Origin of the sequence: Mucilaginibacter sediminis, assembly GCF_051903035.1 — a bacterium.
GTDB lineage: Bacteria > Bacteroidota > Bacteroidia > Sphingobacteriales > Sphingobacteriaceae > Mucilaginibacter.
In genome coordinates this window covers 4,829,353-4,852,468 of sequence record NZ_CP170602.1, presented here as the reverse complement: position 1 = coordinate 4,852,468, position 23,116 = coordinate 4,829,353, and the positions used below count along the sequence as shown (strand labels likewise).

Genomic DNA, 23,116 nt, shown 5'->3' with positions numbered 1-23,116 from the left:
TATAATGGCCGAAACCCCTTTAGCCGCGTTGCAGAACGGCTGGCAGCGTTTCTTTTGACAGAAAAAGGATTGTATTTAATTTACAGTTTTGAATTAAATCTGCAAATTATATATTTGCACTCCCTACATTATTTCGGGATGTAGCGTAGCCCGGTATCGCGCCAGCATGGGGTGCTGGAGGTCGGAAGTTCGAATCTTCTCATCCCGACGAGAAAAGAAGCAATAGAGAGCATATCATAGGTGGTTTTGGCCTTATATGATGTGCTCTTTTTTGTTTGTTGACCCCTTGTGTTTCCCAAACACGGTTATAAAAACCGACGCTACAGTCCTAAACCCCTAACAACCCCGCCAACGCTATTTTCCCCTTAACCTATACTTTGCCAATTTCTGCCGCATATATGCCCGCCTGCGTTTATCTGCCTCGGCCAGCGTTGCAGCATCGGCGTAGCGGCCCGGTGTTTTAGCAATGCCTATGCGTTGCGAACCATAAATGCCCGTATGCCCGCTAAAAAAATAGGCCGTAAAACAAGCTACCGCGAAAAACAATGCATACTGGCTGCCAAAAAGTTCAATTCCCATAAAAGTACAGGCCAGGGGGGTATTGGTTGCACCGGCAAATACTGCTATAAAACCCAGGGCAGCAAAAAGGCCGGCCGGGGCATCCATTAAAACCGATAAGGTATTGCCCAGTGTTGCCCCGATGTAAAACAAGGGCGTTACCTCGCCGCCTTTAAAACCGCTTGCAAGGGTAACGGTTGTATATATGGTTTTCCACAGCCAGCTCCAGGTATCGGCCCCGCCCACGTTAAATGCCGATGGTATGGTGATTGCCCCGGCATGTTCAGGGTCGACCCCGAGGCCGAGGTAATCTGGTTTGCCCAACAGGATGGTAAGGCCAATAATGATCAATCCGCCAAGGACGGGAACGAGCCATGGTTTTGGAACAATAGCTGCAAAAAAAGATTTTAAGCCATGCACCAGGTATGCAAACAGGTAACTGGCCAGGCCAAAGGCTACCGAAGCTAAAACGATTTTACCCAGCAATAAAAAATCAAAGGCCGTATAAGTAGCGTACCACCGGGGCACGTTTGCAAAAACATCAATATGATAAGCAGTATGGTGAATGCCCCAGGCGGCAACCGTGACATCGCCAATAATACTGGCCATTAAACAGGGCAGCAAGGCATTGTATTGTATGCGGCCAATGGTTAAAACCTCCATAGCAAATATGGCCCCGGTAACAGGTGTGCCAAATACAGCGCCAAAGCCGGCGGCTATGCCGGCAATAAGTATGGTGCGGGTATCGGCCGGGTTTAGCTTAAACCATTTAGCAAAAGCCTGCGCTATACTGCCGCCAATTTGTACCGCCGTACCCTCGCGCCCGGCCGATCCGCCAAATAAGTGGGTGATAACCGTGGTAAGCAAAACTACCGGTGCCATCCGTTTGGGTACACCGCAATCGGGCTGGTGGATTTCGTCAATAATGAGGTTGTTTCCCTTTTCTGCCGATTTTCCGGCCAGTTTATATATCAAATGGATTACAACGCCGGCAACAGGCAATAAATATAAAAGGTAAGTATGGGCAAACCGGAAATGTGTTGCCCAGCTCAGCAGCCATAAAAATAAAGCCACCATACTGCCGATAACTATGGCAATGGGGATGATGATAAGTGTCCACCTCAGCAGGTTTTTCACTATCGAAAAATGTTCGGACGTAAAAAGGTTATCGTTCATTTTATAGCGATGCTAATTTAGTTTTTAAAATTGATGGATTGTAAACGATGACGCAAAACAATACCATAAAAGCATTGATGCTTACCGGTTGATGCGCAGATATGTTATACAAAGGGAATACGGGCCGTGAGCAGCGGCCTGTTTTTGAATGGGATTTGATCTGAAAAATTTTCACCTGCAAAAAATTAGCGCGGAATATTATTCCACGGTTTCTTAACGCAGGCGCCATCAGCTTTTTAGGGCGGTTGAGTAGGAAGACACCATTTCCTTTGCAACAAATATAATAAAAAGAAGGGAGTGTCTCAGCTTGAAGTTTAATTTTCGCCGGAAATCCCGCCCCCATATTGTATTGCCGCTTCAAGTATATCAAGCCAACACCAGGCACAAATATTTGGAGGCGCTTAAATTGCGCAATCGGTTTAGTGTTAACCATGATAAAATATAAAGCGCTTATTGTCAAGCATTTATGTTAAAAAATATCCAAAATATGTTAAGTTATGTTAACCCAATCAGATGCGTTTGACCCGCCGGTACACTATATAAAGATATACGCATTGTAACGGCATGGAAAGTGTGCGTTTAATTTCCGGGCAAAAACTTTTTTTTGCTGATTTAGCGCGGCATTTTCGGTCTGAATAATCTTAAATTCACACCCATCATGCAAACCGAACCTCAACTACGCAAAAAAGTAAAAACCTGGATCATTGTATTTATTATAGGGCTGGTATTAAGCGGGATAACCGCCTTCCCGATAGAAACCGAGCTGGCATTCCTGGCCAGCGTAAATATATTCCCGGTTTTTATGCACAATTGGATTGCACAGGTTTACCTGGCCGTAAAAACAACCAATCAAAACTACCCTTATTTAAGCTACGGAACCGATTGGCTTGCATTTGGGCACCTGGTTATCGCCATGGTTTTTATCGGCCCCCTGCGTAATCCGGTAAAAAACATCTGGATAATACAGTTTGGAATGATAGCCTGCGTTATGGTTTTTCCGCTGGCATTTATTGCCGGCCCCATACGTGGTATCCCCATTTATTGGCGGTGCATTGATTGTTGTTTTGGCATTTTCGGTTTTATCCCATTATACATCTGCTACCGCGATATCAAAAAGATAGAGGCATTAGCTAATTGAGCGAAAGGCAGTATCCTATGCGTCGGCTAAATGGAATGCATAAGCCACATATTGGCCATGGTGCGCCAATGAAACAGGTATAGTTGTTTCGGCCAGTCCATCATGTAAAATGGGGCAGCCTGACGGGGTTTTAATAATATTCAGCTGGTTGGATTCAAAAAAAGCACCGAGTTTTTTTATGATAAATTCCCGTACTAGTATTGACTGATATGCGGGGCTGCTATTGTCAATCGGCTTAACACCCCAGTACATATTTTCGAAATGATCACGGTTGTTAACTACAGTAACGATATAACGGTTGGTAATTATCGACCGGGAATAAAACGTATGTTGATTAAAAGCCATGGTGCTTTTATAGCAGGGCTGCTCATCAAACCCTTTACCTTCAATTGGCCCGTTGGTGGCGTGGGCCATATTCAAAGCGGGGGTAATATGCTCGACAATAATTTTTGAGGGGGAAAAAACAAGCCCGGGGTTATGCCTTTGTTCAAATTTGTAAACCGACTCTTTAACCGACCATAAAAGCCACACAAAATGCTCAGTTGGCATATCAGCCAGTTGGGACAGGCTGCGTAATCCAGTTTCGGGGCCGGTAATGAATTTGCTGTAAAACCTGGGGTCGCTTGTTCGCGCGGTGTCGATGGACTGGAGGTCTACAATATCATTACCGGCGCTTATTGTCATGTTTGCTGGTTAGTCTTTTCTTCAATCACATCAATACAGCCGCCCACGTTCACCATTTTATCAGCAGCATCGTAATCTATTTCGATATTGTATTTAGTTTCCGCATCAATAATGATGTCAACAAGATTGGCCGAATTGATTTTCAGGTCCTTAATAAGGTCGGTATTTTCGTCTATGCCGGCCAGGGCTTCTTTATCAAGGGTATATGGCGATAAAACTTTTTTTAGTTCAATTAAAATCTCTTGTCGTGTCATTAGGGTTAAATTTAGAAAATATTAAGCAGGAATTGACGTCGCCGAAGCCAAAATTAGCTTTAGCAACGATATTGATGTCTTTTTTGACTATCGAAACAGGCAAACGGTTTAAATTGATGTAGTTGCCTATTTCGGGATTCGGATCATCCAGGTTTATATTAGGATGAACAAACCCGTGTTCCATTTGCAATATTGATGCCACAGCTTCGATAGATCCCGCTGCGCTTAAGCAATGGCCGATCATCGATTTAAGCGAATTCATCAGCGGGAAATCGTCACCGCCCCGGCCAAGCGCTTTGCACCAGTTTTGAATTTCCTGCATGTCGGCATTGGTGGCAGTCAGGTGGCCGCTGATGAGGTCGATATCATTAGGGCTGATATTTGAGTTGACTATGGAATCTTCAATGCATTTGATAACACCCTGCGGGTTAGCCGCCGTCATGGAGCCGCCCATGCGCTGGCCGCCGCTATTGGTTGAGCCGCCCAAAACCTCGGCGTAAATTTTTGCGCCCCTGGCCAAAGCAAATTCCAGGTCTTCCAAAACAAGGGCGGCCGAACCGGAGCCCGGTACAAAGCCACCCGCGGTTATACTCATCGGCCTTGATGCCTTTTCGGGCTGATCATTATATTTACGGGATAATACACGCATAGAATCAAACGAGCCAAATACATAGGTGTCAACATATTCGCTGCTGCCAACCAGCATTCGTTTGGCGTAGCCATCTTTAATGGTTTCGTAGCCCATTAAAATAGCCTGTGTGCCGGTAGCGCATGCCGCCGAGTTAGTAATTACTTTATTACCCAATCCTAAACGGCCCGATACATAGGAGGTAACCCCGCTGTTCATGGCCTGCTCCACCACGCGCGAGCCTAATTTTTTGGCTTCTTTGTTATCAACGCGGGTTATTACGTTTTTCATGGCCTCGGTATCTGATACGCTGTTGCCAAAAATGCAGCCGGTTTCCCAACGGGGTTCGTCGGTATCATATTCCAGGCCGGCATCAGCCCAGGCATCAAGCGCGGCCATAAGGCCATAACCAATATTGGTGCCCTTAAGGCCGTGAAAAACAACCTCGGATATGTAGTTTTTGGTTTTAAGATCTTCCAGTACAAAATCGGGCTTGCCCGCAACATGACAGCTAAATTTCAATTCCTCATACAAGGGCTGAAATTTAATGCCCGACACGCCGTTTTGTATAGCCTCAAGGAACGTGCTGATCCCGATGCCGTTTGGCGATACCACCCCCATACCTGTAACAACAACGCGCCTGCTCATTTTAAGTCAAGATGTTTAATAATGCCGGCAAATGTACCCCTTGCAACAATTTCCTTTTCGCTGTTCAGCATCTCCACAATGCATTTTAACTTACCAAAACGAAAATATTGTTTTTTAGAAATAACCGTCACCTTTTGGCCAGGTAAAACCATTTTGTAAAAAGAAACATCTGTTGACGTAAGCACCGGGTACAGCGATGTATCGCTGGTAAAATCATTGCCGGGCTCTTTCATAATCAAAAATATACCCAGCACAACCAAACCAATCTGGGCCATAATTTCGGTAATGATAACGCCGGGTGTTACAGGATTACCTTCAAAATGATCTTCATAAAAAAAGGCATCCTGTTTAAGCGTAAAATCGCCGGTAACCCCGTTTTCATTTAATGATGTAATGTTATCAATAAAGCGGAAAGTAGATTTGTATGGTAAATGATTAAGTATATGGTTATTCATGTTTCTAAAAATCAATATAGTTACAAACAATGTTCGCCACCGTCAACATGAATCAATGCACCATTTATCCAAAAGGCTTCGTCGGTACAAAGCATATATATTACGTTTGCAACATCTGCGGGCTTTGTTAACCGGCCCATCGGGTTGTTTGCCGTGGCCAGTTCAATTAATTTATCGCTGCCCGGTATTCTTTTTAATGATGCCGTTTCGGTAACCCCGGCCTGTATCAGATTGGTTTTTAAACCAAAACGGCTGAATTCAACAGCCATGTATTTTGCAAGGCTTTCTAACGAAGCCTTGGCGATAGATACCGCCGCGTAGCTTTCCCAATATTTATGCGCCCCATCGCTGGTAAGGCCTATAATACGGGCATCTGCATTAAAAAGTCCGGCGTTAAGCAACAACCTCGTCCAGTCAAGTAAACTATTGGCCATGGCATAGCTTGTGGCCTGTATATCATCAGTTGAAAGAACAGCGGTGTTGCCGGCGTTTTCTGATTCGGTAGCCAGCGGTTTTAAATTGCCCCGGGCTATTGAATGCAGTAATAACTTAACACAATGTTTATGTACAGCAACTTCGGTAAATTGTTTTAAAAATAAATCGCGCCCGGTTTGTTCAAGCGCATTTATGTTAAACGGCAGTATGGTTACCCCATTTGTTTCAGCAATCTGCCTAAGTTTTATTTTGAGTGGTTTTTCGGTAATGGAGGTTTCCCGGTACAAAACCGCTACATTCATACCATGTGCGGCAAGCTTTTGCAAAGCCCCAAACCCGAAGCCGCCAGACCCCCCTAAAATTACAGCCCATGAACCCGAAAACTGTTTAGTTTTATCCATGTAAATTGCTGATAGTTAATTTTGTCATTTATGGTACGGAAGATAGTGTAAATTATTTCGCTATTAAATTTCCGAAAAAAATTCAAACCCCAAAGTAAGCGAAAGAAAACCGGATTTTAATGGTGCAACCGCTATTAATTGGGCGTGGTTAAACCATTACAGGCAAAAAGCATCATATACAGTGACCCATGGGTTTAAGTTATTAAAAAAATTTAAAACTAAATGAAGCAAAAACGGTTGCGCTTATGCTTTATGAGTAAAGAGCAAAGCTGTTTGCAGGGCACGTAATATTTATTACATTTGGTAAGCTTTATGAAGAATTATATTGAAAAGCGCATTGCTTTTGTTTGTTTTGTGCTGATAATTATGGCGGGTAGTAACACCACGCTTTATGCGCAGAAATTAGAAAAAGCTGCTTTTTATAAAGCAATGGCAAGCGATAATATTGACGAAATTAACCAGGAACTGGCCACATTTGCTGATGCCGGAACCGAAACAAAAAGCGGCTATGAGGGCGCTTTATTAATGAAAAAAGCCAGCCTTGCCGGCAAGCCCAAAGATAAGCTAAGCTTTTTTAAAGCCGGCCGGATTAAGCTGGAAACAGCCCTGCTGGCCGAGCCCGACAATACAGATCTGCATTTTTTACGTTTGGTTATCCAGGAAAAAGCACCCAAAATTGTGCATTACCGTACAGATATCGAAAAGGATAAAACTATGGTAATAAAAAACTTTAAAACCTTGTCGCCTGTAGTACAGCGTGCAATAGTTGATTATACCAAAACATCTAAAGTTTTGCACACTGAAGACCTTAAACCTGCTGAATAATGAGTAAGAAGATCTTAGCTATTTACTACACCCAATCGGGTCAAATGCGCGATGTCATCGACTCGTTAACACAGCCTATTATTGACGCAGGGGCATCGGTTGAAAAGGTGGAGATAAAAATGGTAAACGGCTATAATTTTCCATGGACAGGTTCAAGCTTTTTTGGGGTTATGCCCGACTGTGTTTTAGGCGTACCCGCTCAAGTGGAGCCATTTTTATTAAAGGAAACCAAATACGATTTGATTATTGTTGGTTACCAGCCCTGGTTTTTATCGCCCAGCATCCCATCAAATTCACTGCTTAACCACCCCGACTTTATTAAAGTAGTACAAGATACGCCTGTTGTAACCATCAGTGCTGCCCGTAATATGTGGCTAAACGCCTTTGTGCGGGTGCGCAAATCTATTCAGGATGCCGGCGGAAGACTGGTTGGTAACATTGCCCTGGTTGACAGGCACCTTAACCCAATAAGTTTTGTTACTATTTTTTACTGGATGCTTACGGGTAAAAAAGAAAGCTACCTGAATATATTCCCCAAGCCAGGTGTTGATGAGCAGGAAATAAAAGACACCAGCAAATTTGGCAGGGTTATAGCGGCCAGGCTTAATATGGTTGACTATTGGGATAGCCTGCAGGACGAGCTAATGCACAACGACGCCGTAAACATTAAATACCCCCTGATGTTTATAGAAGGGAAGGCCAGGATTATATTTTCGGTTTGGGCAAAAATTATTTCCAAGCGCAAAAATAAGGGGGCATGGCTTGCAGCTTTTAAATATTATCTTTTTTTTGCCCTGTTTATTGTTGCCCCTATAGCCTTAACGGTTGATATGATTTTAATACGTCCGTTTTTTGGTGACAGGATACAGGAGAAAAAGAACTTTTACTTACAACTAAATTAAAAATATACATGTCTTTTAATCAGGTTTATATAAACGCCACAGCTGCTTTTCTGCCCAACGAACCCGTTGCAAATGATGATATGGAGCAGTATCTGGGTTATATCGACAATAAACCCTCTAAATCAAAAAAAATAGTACTGCGCAATAATGCCATAACCACCCGGTATTATGCTTTAGATAAAAATAAAAAGGCTACGCATACCAATGCCGAGATGACCGCATTGGCCGTTAAGGAACTGTTTAAAAATACCGATGCTAAAATAGAGGAAACCGATATCCTATCATGCGGTACGTCATCGCCCGATCAAATGATGCCAAGCCACGGGGTAATGACGCATGGCTGGCTTCCCGAGGCGGGTCCGATTGAGGTGGTATCGCCGGCTGGGGTTTGCTGCGCCGGGATGCATGCTTTAAAATATGCTTTTATGGCCATCAAATCTGGCGATGCCAAACAAGCGGTGGCTACCGGGTCTGAAAGGTTTTCGGGCTTGTTGGTGTCTGACGTGTTTGAAGAGGAGGCGCAGAAATTAAAAGAGCTTACCGAAAATCCGTATATCGCATTTCATAAAGATTTTTTAAGGTGGATGCTTTCTGACGGGGCATCGGCATTTTTAATGACCGATAAACCAAATGAAACAGGCCTGAGTTTGCGGGTTGACTGGATTGAAGGTGTATCATACGCCAACCAGATGGATGCTTGTATGTACATGGGGGCCGAAAAACAGCCGGATGGCAGCCTGAAAGGTTTTATGGACTTTACGCCCGAAGAGATTAAAAATAAATCCATCTTCAGTGTAAAGCAGGATATTGGATTGCTGAGTGACAATATTGTGCCTTTGGGCGGAGCCAAGATTAAAGAGATTTTTGAACGACGTGGGTTAACCACCTTGGATATCGACCACTTTTTACCCCATATCTCCAGCGACTTTTTCAGGCCGAAAATTTATGATATGGTGGAGATTTACGGCGGCGGTATCCCTTACGAAAAATGGTTTATGAACCTTTATACCGTAGGTAACGTTGGCGCGGCATCTGTTTATTTAATGATAAACGAGTTGTTTCACAGCGGCAAACTAAAAGCAGGCGAAAAAATATTGCTGTTGGTGCCCGAAAGCTCCAGATTTTCATATATGTACGCTATGCTAACCGTTGTTTGATCGTTTTAGCTGTTTGTAATGAAAAAGGAAAACGTACCCCAGGACCTAAGTTCGCTTGGTAAAATTACCAAAGAGGTTTGCTATGCTACCGATAGCGACGGGAGGTATGTAACCCAGCTTAGTGATGGATGGGATGTAAAAATAACTGCGCTTGATGTTGCCTGGCAGGAAATTGATGGCCGCATTGCCAACGCTAAACAAAGGGTTTTAAATGGAGAGGCCAGTCCGCTGTTGTTTTTTATGGAGTTGCGATTGATGGATTTGAGTATTTTGGCCGATTATACCGGCTTTTGGAAATGGCAGATAAAACGCCACCTGAAACCCGGTGTGTTTAATAAACTATCGGAAAAGGATTTAAAAAAATATGCCGAGGCCTTTAATGTAAAGGTTGAAGAGCTAAAAAGTATGGATGTGCATGAAGATTGATTTTGAACACGGACAAGCTGCACATTGCGAATCGGGGGTTACCAGTAATTTATTAAAAAAGATCTCGAACGGCAAAATAACCGAGCCTCTGGCTTTTGGTATTGGCGCCGGGCTGTTTTTTGTATACGTACCGCTAATAAAAATAAATAATGGGCCGGCAATTGCTTTTCGCTCTATGCCCGGCTTTATATTTAACCGTACCTGTAAATCACTGGGCATCCCGGTGATACAGAAAAAGTTCAGTTCCAAAGAAAAGGCCGAGGCCGCTTTGATGGAAAGCCTTGAAGCCGGGCAGCCGGTTGGCGCGCAGGTAGGGGTTTATTATTTATCCTATTTTCCTAAAGAGTACCGCTTCCACTTTAACGCGCATAACCTGATTGTTTTTGGCAAAGAAGGGGATAATTACCTGATTAGCGACCCTATTATGGAGCACGCCACCACGCTAACCAGCTACGAGTTGGAGCGCGTGCGTTTTGCCAAAGGGGCTTTGGCACCAAAGGGACAATTATACTATCCTGCCAATCAAACGGAAATCACCGACGACCAGATCAGGAGCGCTATTAAAAGCGGCATTAAAAAAAATGCTTTTAACATGATCTCCATCCCCGGGCCTTTCGCTGGCGTAAACGGGATAAGGTACACGGGCAATAAAATAAAAGGCTGGCGCGATAAGCTGGGCCTTAAAACTGCAGGTTTGTACCTTGCACAGTTGGTACGTATGCAGGAAGAAATAGGCACAGGTGGCGGCGGATTCAGGTACATTTATGCCGCGTTTTTACAACAGGCTAATGATTACCTGCCAAACCCGGTGTTGCTACAGGCGTCAGAAATGTTTACCCAGGCCGGCGATATGTGGCGAACAGCCGCCGTACAGGCCGCGGGTATTTACAAAGGCCGCATAGGCAGCCAGGAAGATTTTAATGTGATGGGCAACTATTTGTTAGAAATTGCCGAAATAGAAAAGAAAGCTTTTACACTGCTTAAAAATATTAAATGGTAAGCATGAAATCTCTCGCCGTAAATATCGAAAACCTCTGTTTTCATTATCCGGGCAACTCGGGGGTGACTTATGATGGCCTGAATTTAAAGATTGCCGAAGGCGAACGCTTTGGCTTGTTTGGGCCCAATGGCGCCGGTAAAACCACGCTCATGAATTTGATGACCGGCCTGCTGGTTGCCGATAAAGGCACGGTTGAATTGCTGGGGCATAAAATAGGCAACAAAAGCAAGGCTGTAAATAAGCTGTTTGGTTTTGTTCCGCAGGATTTTTCCTTTTACCAGGAACTTAGCCCGATAGAAAACCTGGAGTTTTTTGGGGCCTGGTACGGCTTAAGCCGCAAACAGATAGCCCATCGTTCGGCTGAATTATTGGAGATATTGGGGCTTACAGATGTAAGCCACAAAGCCGTTGAAAATTTTTCGGGAGGAATGAAACGCCGGGTGAATTTGGCCATAGGGGTTATTCATAATCCGAAGATTTTGTTTTTGGATGAACCAACTGTTGGTGTGGATGTACAAACCCGCCACGCTATCATTGATTATTTAAAACAGCTGAATAAACAGGGCACCACGTTGATTTATACCTCGCACCAGTTAGCCGAAGCCGAGGGTCTGTGCGAGCAGATAGCCCTTGTTGATAAGGGCGAGATTGTTAGGGAAGGAAAACTGGATAGCTTGCTGGAAGAGTATGGCCACCAGGACCTGGAGGAACTGTTTTTAAACTTAACAGGAAAGGATTACCGGAACTAATGTTTAAGCTTTGGGCCTCCATAGTAAAAGATGTAAGGATATTGCTGCGCGACAAAGTAGGCATATCGCTAATGTTTATCATGCCCGTTATTTTGGTTATTGTGGTTACGCTTATTCAAAACAGCACCTTTCAGCTGATGAACAAAAACAAGCTCACCGTAGTGGTTTCTAATAATGATGCCGGTAAGCTAAGCAAACAACTCACAACCACCATCAGCAAAATTGGCATGTTTAAAGTGGTGCAGGCAGCATCAAAATTAAACGAGCAGCAAATGGGCGATGCCATGCATAACGCCGACGCCATGCTGGCCATTACTATTCCGCCCGATTTTTCGGCAAAGATTGAGGCAAAAGCCAAATCATCATCCAACAAAGCATTAAAAAGTTTTGGCCTGCAGGCCGACTCAGCTAAAGAAGAAACGCTGACAGCACCTACGCCATTGATCTTACATTACAATCCTTCCATACCCGAGTCTATCCGCTTTTCGGTAAACGGAGCCTTAACCAGCGCCTTACAGATTGTGGAAAGCCGGGAAACACTGCGCACACTCTATTTTGCTATAAACGAAAAGGAGATGCCCGAAAAGCTGGAACAGGAAATGCTGAACGGAAAGGCCGAAATAAAACAGGTGCCGGTATCAAAGGGCGGCAGTATAACCGCGCCAAACGCCACCCAGCACAATGTACCCGCCTGGACTATATTCGCCATGTTTTTTATCATCATGTCGTTAAGTGGCAGTGTGGTGAGGGAAAAGGTTAGCGGCAGCTTTATCCGTTTAAAAACATTGCCTACTAATTTTGCTGTAGGCCTGTTATCTAAGCAGATCACCTATCTGTGCGTCACCTTGTTCCAGGCTTTGGTGATTTTTTCGTTGGGATTATGGTTTTTTCCGTATATTAATTTGCCCGCGTTAAACTTACCGGCAGATATCTTCGGTTTGATATTGGTAACGGTGGCCGTTGGCTATTGCGCGGTAAGTTACGCCATTTGTGTGGGCGTGTTTGCCCATACGCAGGAGCAGGCAAACGGCTTTGGAGCGGTATCCATAGTGATACTATCGGCTATTGGCGGCCTGATGGTGCCTTCATTTGCCATGCCGGGGGCATTAAAAACAATAAGCTCATTATCGCCATTGCATTGGTGCATTGAAGCCTATTATGGCTTATTTTTAGAGGGCGCGGGATTAAAGGATGTTGTTATCAGCATTATTCCGTTGGTTGGAATTACATTTGTATTCCAGGCGCTAACATTTATTGGTTTAAAAAGAAAGAATTTAATATAGATACCAAATGGAAACTACAGAACTAAAAGAGAAGTTAAAAGTTCAGATCATTCAGTTCCTGAATTTAACTGATCTTACCCCGGCAGACATTAAAGACGATGAGCCGTTGTTTGGCGATGGCCTGGGGCTTGATTCCATCGATTCACTGGAACTTATAGTACTGTTAAAACGCGAGTACGGCATCAACATTCAAGACCCTAAGGAAGGCCGCAAGGTACTTGTAGACGTGAACACCATGGCAAGGTATATTGAGCAAAACGGGCAAAAATAAACACGGATAAAAAATTGGACAGGATTGTAGTAACCGGGATTGGAGTGATCAGCGCTATTGGCCACTCGGTAGCTGAAAATCATACTGCATTGGTACAAGGCAAAACCGGAATTATTAAGGGAGGGGGCAATTTCCCTTCGCGCTATTCGGGACTTCTGCCTTTCGGCGAAGTATTGACCGGCACCCAGGAATTAAAAACAAAACTTGGCGTAACAGAACCGGGTGTTACCCGCACCACCCTGCTTGCCTTACATGCGTTTAACGAAGCTATTGCCGATGCCCGGTTAACCCAAAACGAATTAACGGCCGCCGATACCGCGCTTGTGGGTGCTACAACCGTAGGTGGCATGTGCCTTACCGACGAGTTATACGCCAATACCCATGGCGATGCCGAACATATTGAATACGTAAAATCATACGATTATGCATCGGTAAACCTATACATACAAACGCGTTATGGGATAACCGGAGTAATTAACACCCTGAATACGGCATGCTCGTCATCAGCAAATGCTATTATGTACGGTTGCAGGCTGATTAAGAACGGACTGGCAAATCGTGTAATTGTAGGCGGGGCCGATAGCCTGGCCAAATTCACGGTTAATGGTTTTAACGCCCTGCGTATTCTTTCCGACGAACCTTGTGCCCCTTTCGATCAAAACCGTAAAGGCCTTAATTTAGGTGAAGGCGCAGCATTTTTAGTATTAGAGAAAGAGGCCGATGCGACAGGAAAAAAGATTTATGCCGAGGTGAGCGGTTATGGAAATGCCAATGATGCCTATCATCCATCTTCGTTATCCCCGGAGGGCGATGGCCCGTACCTGGCTATGAAAAATGCATTGGATAATGCCGGGTTAAAACCAGCAGATATCGACTTTATAAATGCCCACGGCACCGGCACCGAGAATAACGACGAGGTTGAAAGCCGCGCTATGCTGCGCCTGTTTAACACCCTGCCCGGTTTTGCATCTACCAAAGGCTTTACAGGGCATACGCTTGGCGCAGCCAGCGCTATCGAGGCGGTGTACAGCATTCTGAATATCGACAGGCAGGAACTATACCCTAATTTGAATTTTAATGAACCGATAACTGATATTGGCCTTGAGCCGGTGCAGGCTTACAACACCGGCACTATAAAACATGTAATGAGTAATTCGTTTGGTTTTGGCGGGAATTGTACATCATTAATTTTTTCAAAAGCTTAATGATGAAGTTGTATATCCACAAAACCACATGTATTTCGCCGCAGCAAACCTTTGGAGACAACATCGACATTGAAACGCTTCGCCCTTCGGTTGAAAACAAACTGTATGCCATTGAGCCTGCTTATCCGCAGTTTAAAGGCAATGCTTTACGCCGGATGAGTAAAAGTACCCGCATCGGCTCGGGAGCCGCCCTGCCGCTGCTTGCAGATGCCGTACAGCCCGATGGCATTATCATAGGCACCCAGGTAAGCGGAATGGAGGAGAACGGCAAGTTCCTGAACCAGATTATTGAGTATAACGAGGATATGCTCACACCGGGTAGTTTTGTGCAGGGTACCCCCAATACCATATCATCGCAAATAGCCTTTATCAGCAATAACAAAAACTATAACCTTACCCATGTTCACCGTGGGCTGGCTTTTGAAAACGCGGTTATCGATGCAGTCATGCTGCTGAATGAAAACCCGGATAGTTGCTATTTATTGGGTGGCGTTGACGAAATTTCGTTTAACAACTATACCCTTGATACCCTTGCGGGCTGGTTTAAGAAAGAAGATTGCCTGAACAGCGACATGTACAGTTCTACAACCGATGGTAGTCTGTCTGGCGAAGGAGCGGCCATGTTTATGGTTAGTGGTAATAAACAAAACGCCATGGCGCAATTGAAAGCAATAACTACCATACATAGCGCCGATGTTGAGGTGATTAAAATCCGCATTAAAAAGTTTGTTGAAGAAAACCTTGCCGAAGGCGAAAAGCCAGACTTGCTGTTAACCGGCGAAAATGGCGATAAGCGCTCGCTCCCTTTTTATACTTCCTGCGATAGCTTGTTCGATAAATATACCACCATAGCCCGCTTTAAGCATATGTGCGGCGAGTATCCAACGGCATCGTCATTTGCACTTTGGCTGGCCTGCAATTTTGTTAGCGGGGCGTTAATCATGCCGCAGCATATGATAAAAAGAAACGGCGAAGCAAGTAGTTTTAAAAATATACTGATATACAACACCCATAAAGTCGGGCAACATAGTTGTATGCTGGTGAGTGTGCCCGCATAAATTTCTGTTTTTCTGTAGGAGACGCATAATTGCGTCTCCCGCGTGCAAATCACACATGCAAATCGGCCCTGAAAATCCTGAATGTCCTGCGGGAAGCGCAATTATGCGCCCCTATCACCTCCCTCGAGGTTAGCGTAGCGTAACTCGTGGGTTAACCTGGTTTAAGCCTCCGGCTTAGCTTCAGCTGAAAGCTGAAACCAGCGGTAGTCACGAGTTAAAAACCCCGCGACAGATAAAACAATTTAAGATAATATAAAGATTCACTTTGCAACGCGCCAATATCCCATGCGTCTTATCTTCTGGATGATTTAACGTTATATCAGCCATTATCAACAGAAATATGCCGTCTCCAATAAAATACTTGGCCCTTATTTACTTCTTTCTATCCAATTGGGCACATGCGCAAACGCATGCTTTGTTAGATTCGATGACCCACGCCATCGAAAAGCAGGAATACACCGGCGTCCACAGCATATTGATATCCAAAGGTGGCAAACTAATTTACGAGCATTATTTTAACGGTTATACTGCCGATTCGCTGCACGATTCCCGGTCGTCATTTAAATCTATAACCAGCCTGCTGATGGGCATTGCCATTGATAAAGGCTTTGTGAAAAATGCAGATCAAAAGGTTTATGCGTTTTTCCCTGAGTATAAATCATTTGCCAATAATGATGCACGGAAACAGCTTATCACCATCAAAAACCTTTTAGAAATGCGGTCGGGCTTTGATTGTAATGAATGGGATGATGACGGTAAGGATTGCGAAACCGAAATGGTTGAAACCAAAGACTGGATTAAGTTCTCGTTGGATTTGCCTGTGAAAAACGATCCTGGTACAGTTTGGAACTATACATCATGTAACCCAATGATTATTAGTGGTATTATCAGTAATGCATCCCATATGTCTGTTATGGCCTTTGCTAAAAAACATTTGTTTGATCCGTTGGGGATTACCAGCTACCGCTGGACAGTTGATCCCGCCGGACATGGCGCCACTGCCGGATCCTTTTTCCTGCTGCCAAAGGATATGATTAAAATTGGGCTGCTGGTAAAAAACAATGGCGTTTGGCGGGGAAAACGGATAGTATCGGCACAATGGCTCAGGGCATCAACCACAGCCACTATTTCAATTCCCGATTTTTCGTTTGTTAAATTGAGCAGGAATAAAATGGCCACTCCGCAGCCTGCTTATTACGGCTATTACTGGTACAACGAAAAGGTAAAAACTCCGGGTTATACGGAAGACGTTGTTTTTGCCTCGGGCAATGGCGGCCAGTACATTATGATTATTAAAGATTTAGATTTGGTAGTTGTATTTACCCAGGGCAATTACAATAGCTGGAAGGCCAAACGGGCTTTTGATTTGTTGGTAAAGTATATAATTCCGGGGTGTAAGTGAGTTTTTAACTAATAAATTCGAGATTACTGGTAGGCCGGGAGCCCAAGCATCTTATCAACCCGAACAACCCGATATCCCTTCGCCCTTACCTCCCCCAAAAAGTTTGGCAGCATAGCCACCGTAACCGGGCATCTGTCGTGAAATAAAAAGATTGCTCCAGGTTTCATTTGGAGGGTTACTTTTTGTAAAAGCACATCAGCATCTGTAGACATAGTATCGTACGACCGAACACTCCAGCCTATGGGCAAATAGCCGCCTTTAATAATCGCGTTTTTTAGGTTGGGGTTCATCACCCCGTAAGGCGGCCGGAAGAGTTTTGTTTTTTTACCGATGACTTTATCTAATTCGTTGTCCAGCTGCTGCATCTCGGCAAGCATTTTTTTTGAGGGGAAAAGATCGAACAAGGCAGCGTGTGTATAGCTATGGTTGCCGATGATATGGCCACTTGCATCCATTTGCCTTATGATGGCTTCATTGCCCGCAATACGTTCGCCAATGCAAAAAAAAGCGGCTTCGACGCTGGCATCTTTCAAAATTTGTAAAACCTGCGGAGTTCCTTCTGATACCGGGCCATCGTCAAAAGTTATCGCTATTACTTTATCGGTTGTTTTAGCCGAGCAGTACATTGGCATAAAAAAACCGGAGCTTACAAAATAGCAACCATAAGCAACAATAAGCGAGTATATAAATATGATTGCCCCATATGCCAGCCAGCTTACCCCATATGTTTTGTCGGCCCAGATGGTAACACCCAGCAGGATTAGGAATGCGATATTGGTGTTTCTGAATGTTAGCACGCCGATAGCAACATTAACGAATGACAGGTGTTTTGGTAATGGTTATAAACCAATATTTTTTTAATCGGGGTAATGGGTTCCGACCCCGGAATAGTATTTGTTTTAACAATTTGCGCCGCATACCATAACGCGAAGGCCGATGATGTGGGATACTCGCCACACAAGTGTTTATACCGGGCAACATTACAGTAATTAAATAACGAACCCTCCAGGTAATCGTAAACGGCATCATTTTGTGCATCGCCGTTATTACCTGCTACCACCAGGCTGATATCATACATGCTGAGGTCCTGTGCTGCCAGGAAAGCTTCAATTTGCTGTTCAACCGCTGCGTGGCTGCCCGGTTTATAAAACGTGGCTACTGCATCCAGCTTAGCCAGGTCGTTTCCCGATGCTTCATTGGTTAACAGGAAAAATGCCGAGCCTTCACCTGCAACGGTGCCTTTTGAATTGGCATTATAAAGGTCGGTATTGGAGATGGCGCTCCGTTTATACAGGCCAAACCTGCTCAGTATGCTGTGGCTGATATCGGTTATCTCGTCAATACCGCCTACCAGTACGTTTTGGGCTTCACCTTCCTGCAATAGCATCTGCGCGTCGAGCAGGGAGCACTCAAACGATGAGCCGCCATTTACAAACGTGTTATTGTAATTGTTGCAATGCAGCAGCAAAGCCACCTGCGCGCCAATGGTATTATGGGTTGATTGGATAAATGATGTTGGGGTAAGCAACTCTTCGCCGCGCTCAACCATTTTACTTAAAAATACGCCGGTATCTTCCAGGCAACCATAGGCTGTACCTGTAATAATGGCATCGGGATTGGTTACGCCTCCATCCTGCAAACAGGCCATGGCAGATGCCACGCCCATTTTAATAACCCGGCTCATGCGGCGGATAAGCTTTGGATCGATGAGCTCTTTATAATCGGGCGTTAGGCAGCTGAGGCGGTTGCCTTCATAGGCAACTACTTCATCCAGGAACGGAACATTTCCGAATGTTTTTTGGGGCGATATGTTTGCTGTTGAACGGATATACATATCAGGCCGGTAGTTTTGAAAATATTAATGACGAACAGTTACCCCCAAAACCAAAGGAGTTGGAAAGCACGTGGTTTAAATCTGCGTGTTGTGTAAAACTTGTTTCGGGCGCAAAAGGATGATCAGGAATCTGTGTCTCAAATCGCAGGTTGGGGTAAATAAATCCCTGTTGCGCCGAGAGCGCCGAAAACACAGCCTCGATACCCGCGCTTGCGCCCAGTGTATGCCCGGTGAATGATTTAGTCGAACTCATTTTAGGGAAGTGAGGTTCGAACAATCGTTTAATCGCCGTCCCTTCGGAGTTGTCGTTGTTTTGGGTACCTGTACCATGCAGGTTGATGTAGCCGATATCCTCCGGCTTTAACCCGCTCATTTTTAAAGCACCGTCCATCGCCATAAAAGAGCCTGTGCCATCAGGCGATGAAGCCGTTTGATGGTAAGCATCGTTGGCGTTGCAATAGCCGCTCAGCGTGCAGTAAGGGGCTTTTTGAAGCCCTGTCGCAACCCGTTCAGATACCAAAGTAATGTACCCGGCACCCTCGCCAAGGTTTAAGCCACGGCGGTTGGCGTCAAAAGGCTGGCAATATTGGGTATCCAATATCATGAGCGTATTAAAGCCGTTTAGCGTAAAGCGGGTAAGCGCATCGGTGCCACCGGCTATAACCACATCAAGTATGTTGTTTTTGATGAGCCTTGCGCCGTACATAATGGCATTGGCTGATGATGAGCAGGCTGTACTGATGGTACTTATATAATTTTTTATCCCCAATTCATCGGCTACCAATTCGGTTACCTTGCCGCACTCGTGGTTAACCACATTACGCAATTTACCTTTTGCCGGGTTGGCCATAAATTGTTCAAAAAAACCTTCGGTTTTATCCATGCCGCCCACGGTGTTGGCCGATATAAAACCCGTACGTAGCGATGCGAAATTTTGGATGCCTGCATCATTTTTTGCTTCCCTTGCCGCGATGAGGCTTAGCATAGCCGTGCGACTTATGCCGGGCCCAAAGCCTGATAATTGGGCCAATTCATCATTGCTCAATTTAACTTCGGCAACCGGGAAGGTATCTTGATGTACGGTTTGGAGGTATTTAATTTTATCGATGCCCGCGCGGCTGTTCCGGAGCGCGTTAAGGCATTCGGCGGTATTGTTGCCAATACCCGAAATTACACCTACACCCGCTACAAAAACAGTTTTGCTCATTATTATATCTGTTTGCCGGTTATTAAGCCGACAGGTAAATATTATTTAAATTTTCTGCACTAAACGGCGCAGATGTTAGGTCTGCATCCTTTTCTACCAGGCATAAAACAGCTTTGTAATCTTCCTGCAACACATCAACCCAGCCGCAAATGCAAGCTTGCAATATATTATTATTTAGCAAATATGCCACGTACTGCTGTATAAACGCGGCATCAAAAGTCTCAAAGACAAAAAAAGCGTTCTCGCCTTTAAACTTGTTTTTAATGCTGATTTCGCCGATAACAATATTTGGCAAAGTATACACAAACAGCGCTGGGCTGGCAATAGTTTTGGCCTGGTCGTAATATTTAATGTCGGCATCCAGGCTGGAGTTGGAGTTTGCTAAAACAATACCAACTTCATGCTCCTTATATTTTTCGGCGATGCCGCTATCCTTCAGCAATACCTCCGATGCGAGCAAACCCAACTTGGACAGGTTGTCCATTTTATAGAACTTGGGGTACTTAACCTCCAGAAACTGGTAAGCCGAAAGCAGGAATGCCCCGGCATCAACACCCTGGTTTTCAAAAACAGGAATGCCATTGCCATGAACGACATTATTGCCGATGTTGCAGTGCGATGTAATATGTAGTGCTTGTGTCAATCTTATATCTATTATTTGCTTTTAGCTTTCCGCTTTAAGCTTTCAGCTCTTTCTCAAAACAATTGCCGCGTTGCAGCCCCCAAACCCCGATGCTGTTTTAAGACACGCTGTTAACGGTGTTTGTTGTAACGTTTTAGCCACGTTGAGTGGTTGGGTAACCCCCAGTTCGGTAAATCCCCTGGTGGGGATAATGGTGTTGCGTTTTAAAGAATGGGCCGCTATTATGGCCTCGATAAGCCCCGAAGCGCCAAGTGTATGGCCGTAATATCCTTTCAAACTATTAACCGGGATATGCTGCATGCCGGCCAGGTTTATGGCTTTGGCCTCCATCTCATCGTTGTAAATGGTAGCTGTGCCATGAGCCGATATAAAATCGACGGCCTCCGGTTCAACGCCGGCGCTTTTCAATGCTGCGTTAATGGCATCAAAAAGCTCTTCGCCGGTTTTTGACGGGCCCGAAATATGGTTGGCATCATTACTAACCGAGCCGCCCGCAAGTTGAATATTTTCTTCTTTTTGTTGATTTGCCGATAGGATAACCGTGGCGGCGCCCTCGCCTAAATTGATGCCATCGCGGTTTAAATCAAAGGGTTTGCAAGGTTGAGCGCTGATAGCCTGGAATGATTGGAACCCAGATAACACAAACCGGGTGATCACATCGCCGCCAACCACAACCGCATTATCATACTGCCCGGCCTGGATCAGGCGCATCCCGGTAATCATAGCCATTAAGCCCGAGATACAGGCATGCGAAACAATCAGCGGCTTATTTACGAAACCAAATTTTTCGGAAACTAATCTGGCCGATGTTGGCAATGCAATGCGTTGGTTTAGGTCCGGGTTACTGGCGTCCGTTTCCAGCATGCTGATATTGCCTTTGGTGGTGGAGATAATAAGAACTGTTTTTGGATCGGTACTATCCACCCCGCTATCTTTTAGGGCATCCGTAATGGAAGCTATCAGCAATTGCTCAAATTTTGTGTAGTTGCCGGGCGCAGTTAAAAACTCCCGGTCATCATTAAATAAGGACGCGTAAAAGGGAACCGCCGATTTATCGCCCGCCGGATGCTCTTTAATCCCTGAAATATTTTGGGTAAGCTTATCAAAATTTTCGGCAGAGGTATTGCCTATAGGCGACAAGATATTATCGGCAACAATAAAAACGGACTTCATCTCTTACAAACATTTCCTCTCATTACTTGTTTTATTGCCAAAAGTTATAATAATTATACCATTGCCCGGGATACTTTTTCACGTATTTTTCCATCTCGCCCACAAAATCATTGGTCATTTGCGCTATCCCGGCTTCTTTGCCCAAATGTAAATATTCCTTAATTGTGCTGGCGTAAAAATGATAGTGAAACTTAGTTTCTTTCATGGCAAAAACATAGGCCACCGGAACCCTGAATTTTTGAGCCAGGATAAATGGCCCTAACGGGAATTTGGCATCCTCGCCCAAAAAGTTTTTGGTAATGGTTTTATTGCCCTCCAGGTACCTGTCGGCATGCATGCACACCAGTTCGTTATTCTGAAAAGCTTCATTGATTTTGAAGATGTGCGATATATCATCCTTAATTACAATAATATTAACGCTTAGTTTGCCGGTAACCCTTTCCATAAAGGCTTTTATCTGCTGGTCTTCGCCATCAAACATCACAATGTTAATGCGGGTGTTGATATGCTTCAGCAAATCGCCGGCTATTTCCCAGCTGCCAATGTGTGCGCTTAAAAGCAGGCCGCCTTTGCCCATGGCCGCAATTTGGTTCAGGTTACTACGGCCATCAAACTCAAAGGTGAATTTGTTGCGGATGCCCGACATGACCACTACCTTATCAATAATGCTTTGGCCAAAAATGAAATAGTTTTGGTAAACCTTAAATAGTGCTTTAACGCGCCCATAACCAAGGCGCTTGTGGAAGTAGTAGTAAATGCTTTTTGACGATTGGTAAGAGAAAACTACGTAGTAAAACGATACAAACCGTAGCAAAAAATAAGCGGGACTAACCCCGCCATATTTTAAAATAGCCAGAAATACTGAATAGCCCCAGGGCTTGCCTTTTGATTTTCCTTTCCAGGACGACATTTAAACAAGCTCCTTTGGCTGTACTTTAGTTGCTACGTAATCGTAAAAATCCTGGAAGGTAACAATGCCGGTAAAATCTTCGGGCTGCACCTTAAACGCAAAATTGGTTTCAATAACAACCACCAGGTCGATATAGTCAAGGCTATCCAAACCAAGTGTATCTTTTAAAACGGCATCGGGTGTAATGGTATCAATATCTACCTCAAATTCTTCAGACAGGAAGGAATTTATTTTTGCAATGATCTCTTCAGTTTGCATAATGGTTTAAATTAATTAGCTAACATTTTGGATGAATCAGGGCGACACCCAAATGCTACGTAATAGGTTGTAAAAGTTTTTAAATATGTTATTTATTTAGTGTACACGGATATACCTGTTAAAGGGCATTTCAAAAATAAAACAATTGTTGGTGTTTATAAAGAACGATTTAGGTTGTTACATTCGCTGTTGCTTTGGCTTAACCGGTGGCTTTAAACCTATTCCTGCACTGTATACATCACCCGCCCCCACCAATCCCTATATTTAGGAAAAAATAATAACGTTTAATTAATAAAATTAATTAAACAATTTTACAAAAATACAAAATAATAAAAACATTTACCCATCTTTTGTGTATCGGAACAATAAAATATTTTAAATTCCCGAACAGTTGACCATTCACGCTATATATCGTAAATCCATAAATTTCATCAGT

25 protein-coding genes, 1 tRNA gene and 1 riboswitch are annotated in these 23,116 nt (G+C 44.3%); of the genes, 13 read left to right on the top strand and 13 right to left on the bottom strand.

What is annotated here, in order from left to right:
- Positions 1-134: 134 nt before the first annotated feature.
- Positions 135-208, top strand: a tRNA-Pro gene (locus ACFGVS_RS19920).
- Positions 209-354: 146 nt separating this feature from the next.
- Here the strand turns inward: ACFGVS_RS19920 and ACFGVS_RS19915 are convergent.
- Complete coding sequence (locus ACFGVS_RS19915) at positions 355-1,734, bottom strand: voltage-gated chloride channel family protein (RefSeq protein ID WP_439695295.1); 1,380 nt, start codon at positions 1,732-1,734, stop codon at positions 355-357.
- A 212-nt stretch (positions 1,735-1,946) separates the two neighbouring features.
- Positions 1,947-2,011, bottom strand: a riboswitch (Fluoride riboswitch).
- Positions 2,012-2,392: 381 nt separating this feature from the next.
- Here ACFGVS_RS19915 and ACFGVS_RS19910 point away from each other — a divergent pair.
- Complete coding sequence (locus ACFGVS_RS19910; RefSeq protein WP_439695293.1) at positions 2,393-2,872, top strand: hypothetical protein; 480 nt, start codon at positions 2,393-2,395, stop codon at positions 2,870-2,872.
- Positions 2,873-2,887: 15 nt separating this feature from the next.
- Here ACFGVS_RS19910 and ACFGVS_RS19905 read toward each other — a convergent pair whose 3' ends face one another.
- The 5 genes from ACFGVS_RS19905 to ACFGVS_RS19885 are packed head-to-tail and all read right to left on the bottom strand — an operon-like array spanning position 2,888 to position 6,377.
- Positions 2,888-3,556 carry a 4'-phosphopantetheinyl transferase family protein gene (locus ACFGVS_RS19905; RefSeq protein ID WP_439695292.1) on the bottom strand — a complete coding sequence of 223 codons (669 nt, stop codon included), beginning with the start codon at positions 3,554-3,556 and terminating at the stop codon, positions 2,888-2,890.
- Positions 3,553-3,810 (bottom strand): acyl carrier protein, encoded by a 258-nt coding sequence (locus ACFGVS_RS19900; protein WP_090637967.1) that lies wholly within the window; start codon positions 3,808-3,810, stop codon positions 3,553-3,555. Before ACFGVS_RS19900 ends, ACFGVS_RS19905 begins: the two co-directional genes overlap by 4 nt.
- Positions 3,785-5,086, bottom strand: a complete 1,302-nt coding sequence (locus ACFGVS_RS19895; RefSeq protein ID WP_439695290.1) for a beta-ketoacyl-[acyl-carrier-protein] synthase family protein — start codon at positions 5,084-5,086, stop codon at positions 3,785-3,787. Before ACFGVS_RS19895 ends, ACFGVS_RS19900 begins: the two co-directional genes overlap by 26 nt.
- On the bottom strand, positions 5,083-5,541 hold the full coding sequence (locus ACFGVS_RS19890) for a 3-hydroxyacyl-ACP dehydratase FabZ family protein (RefSeq protein WP_439695288.1): 459 nt from the start codon (positions 5,539-5,541) through the stop codon (positions 5,083-5,085). The genes ACFGVS_RS19895 and ACFGVS_RS19890 overlap by 4 nt, the downstream gene beginning before the upstream one ends.
- A gap of 20 nt (positions 5,542-5,561) precedes the next feature.
- On the bottom strand, positions 5,562-6,377 hold the full coding sequence (locus ACFGVS_RS19885) for an SDR family oxidoreductase (RefSeq protein WP_439695287.1): 816 nt from the start codon (positions 6,375-6,377) through the stop codon (positions 5,562-5,564).
- 312 nt (positions 6,378-6,689) lie between these two features.
- Here ACFGVS_RS19885 and ACFGVS_RS19880 point away from each other — a divergent pair, with 312 nt between their 5' ends.
- The 11 genes from ACFGVS_RS19880 (at position 6,690) to ACFGVS_RS19830 (ending at position 16,655) form a co-directional block, all read left to right on the top strand.
- Entirely contained in the window at positions 6,690-7,202 is a 513-nt protein-coding gene (locus ACFGVS_RS19880) for a hypothetical protein (protein WP_439695286.1), read from the top strand.
- A complete protein-coding gene (locus ACFGVS_RS19875) occupies positions 7,202-8,104 on the top strand; it encodes a hypothetical protein (protein ID WP_274210804.1) in 903 nt (300 codons plus the stop codon). The genes ACFGVS_RS19880 and ACFGVS_RS19875 overlap by 1 nt, the downstream gene beginning before the upstream one ends.
- Before the next feature lie 8 nt (positions 8,105-8,112).
- Complete coding sequence (locus ACFGVS_RS19870) at positions 8,113-9,261, top strand: beta-ketoacyl-ACP synthase III (protein ID WP_439695285.1); 1,149 nt, start codon at positions 8,113-8,115, stop codon at positions 9,259-9,261.
- 18 nt (positions 9,262-9,279) lie between these two features.
- Positions 9,280-9,687 carry a hypothetical protein gene (locus ACFGVS_RS19865; protein ID WP_274210802.1) on the top strand — a complete coding sequence of 136 codons (408 nt, stop codon included), beginning with the start codon at positions 9,280-9,282 and terminating at the stop codon, positions 9,685-9,687.
- Entirely contained in the window at positions 9,677-10,687 is a 1,011-nt protein-coding gene (locus ACFGVS_RS19860) for a BtrH N-terminal domain-containing protein (RefSeq protein WP_090637999.1), read from the top strand. The genes ACFGVS_RS19865 and ACFGVS_RS19860 overlap by 11 nt, the downstream gene beginning before the upstream one ends.
- 2 nt (positions 10,688-10,689) lie before the next feature.
- The gene (locus ACFGVS_RS19855) at positions 10,690-11,436 is read left to right on the top strand and encodes an ABC transporter ATP-binding protein (protein WP_439695284.1); all 747 of its coding nucleotides are present in this window, start codon (positions 10,690-10,692) and stop codon (positions 11,434-11,436) included.
- Positions 11,436-12,719, top strand: a complete 1,284-nt coding sequence (locus ACFGVS_RS19850) for an ABC transporter permease (protein WP_439695283.1) — start codon at positions 11,436-11,438, stop codon at positions 12,717-12,719. The genes ACFGVS_RS19855 and ACFGVS_RS19850 overlap by 1 nt, the downstream gene beginning before the upstream one ends.
- A gap of 7 nt (positions 12,720-12,726) precedes the next feature.
- Complete coding sequence (locus ACFGVS_RS19845; protein WP_090638009.1) at positions 12,727-12,990, top strand: phosphopantetheine-binding protein; 264 nt, start codon at positions 12,727-12,729, stop codon at positions 12,988-12,990.
- A gap of 14 nt (positions 12,991-13,004) precedes the next feature.
- Positions 13,005-14,195 carry a beta-ketoacyl-[acyl-carrier-protein] synthase family protein gene (locus ACFGVS_RS19840; protein WP_439695282.1) on the top strand — a complete coding sequence of 397 codons (1,191 nt, stop codon included), beginning with the start codon at positions 13,005-13,007 and terminating at the stop codon, positions 14,193-14,195.
- The gene (locus ACFGVS_RS19835; RefSeq protein ID WP_274210797.1) at positions 14,195-15,253 is read left to right on the top strand and encodes a hypothetical protein; all 1,059 of its coding nucleotides are present in this window, start codon (positions 14,195-14,197) and stop codon (positions 15,251-15,253) included. Before ACFGVS_RS19840 ends, ACFGVS_RS19835 begins: the two co-directional genes overlap by 1 nt.
- 340 nt (positions 15,254-15,593) lie before the next feature.
- Entirely contained in the window at positions 15,594-16,655 is a 1,062-nt protein-coding gene (locus ACFGVS_RS19830) for a serine hydrolase domain-containing protein (RefSeq protein WP_439695281.1), read from the top strand.
- A 23-nt stretch (positions 16,656-16,678) separates the two neighbouring features.
- On the opposite strand, the gene ACFGVS_RS19825 is transcribed toward ACFGVS_RS19830, so the two are convergent.
- The 7 genes from ACFGVS_RS19825 to ACFGVS_RS19795 are packed head-to-tail and all read right to left on the bottom strand — an operon-like array spanning position 16,679 to position 22,680.
- Positions 16,679-17,452: a polysaccharide deacetylase family protein gene (locus tag ACFGVS_RS19825; protein ID WP_274210795.1), complete on the bottom strand. Its 774-nt coding sequence runs from the start codon at positions 17,450-17,452 to the stop codon at positions 16,679-16,681.
- Positions 17,446-18,489 (bottom strand): beta-ketoacyl synthase chain length factor, encoded by a 1,044-nt coding sequence (locus tag ACFGVS_RS19820; protein WP_439695280.1) that lies wholly within the window; start codon positions 18,487-18,489, stop codon positions 17,446-17,448. Before ACFGVS_RS19820 ends, ACFGVS_RS19825 begins: the two co-directional genes overlap by 7 nt.
- Before the next feature lies 1 nt (position 18,490).
- The gene (locus tag ACFGVS_RS19815) at positions 18,491-19,696 is read right to left on the bottom strand and encodes a beta-ketoacyl-[acyl-carrier-protein] synthase family protein (protein ID WP_439695279.1); all 1,206 of its coding nucleotides are present in this window, start codon (positions 19,694-19,696) and stop codon (positions 18,491-18,493) included.
- Between the two features lie 22 nt (positions 19,697-19,718).
- A complete protein-coding gene (locus ACFGVS_RS19810; protein WP_439695278.1) occupies positions 19,719-20,339 on the bottom strand; it encodes a beta-ketoacyl synthase N-terminal-like domain-containing protein in 621 nt (206 codons plus the stop codon).
- A gap of 42 nt (positions 20,340-20,381) precedes the next feature.
- Positions 20,382-21,512, bottom strand: coding sequence for a beta-ketoacyl-[acyl-carrier-protein] synthase family protein (locus tag ACFGVS_RS19805; protein ID WP_439695277.1), 1,131 nt, complete (start codon positions 21,510-21,512; stop codon positions 20,382-20,384).
- Between the two features lie 31 nt (positions 21,513-21,543).
- Positions 21,544-22,422: an LpxL/LpxP family acyltransferase gene (locus ACFGVS_RS19800; RefSeq protein WP_439695276.1), complete on the bottom strand. Its 879-nt coding sequence runs from the start codon at positions 22,420-22,422 to the stop codon at positions 21,544-21,546.
- Positions 22,423-22,680 (bottom strand): acyl carrier protein, encoded by a 258-nt coding sequence (locus ACFGVS_RS19795; RefSeq protein WP_274210789.1) that lies wholly within the window; start codon positions 22,678-22,680, stop codon positions 22,423-22,425.
- Between the last annotated feature and the right edge of the window lie 436 nt (positions 22,681-23,116).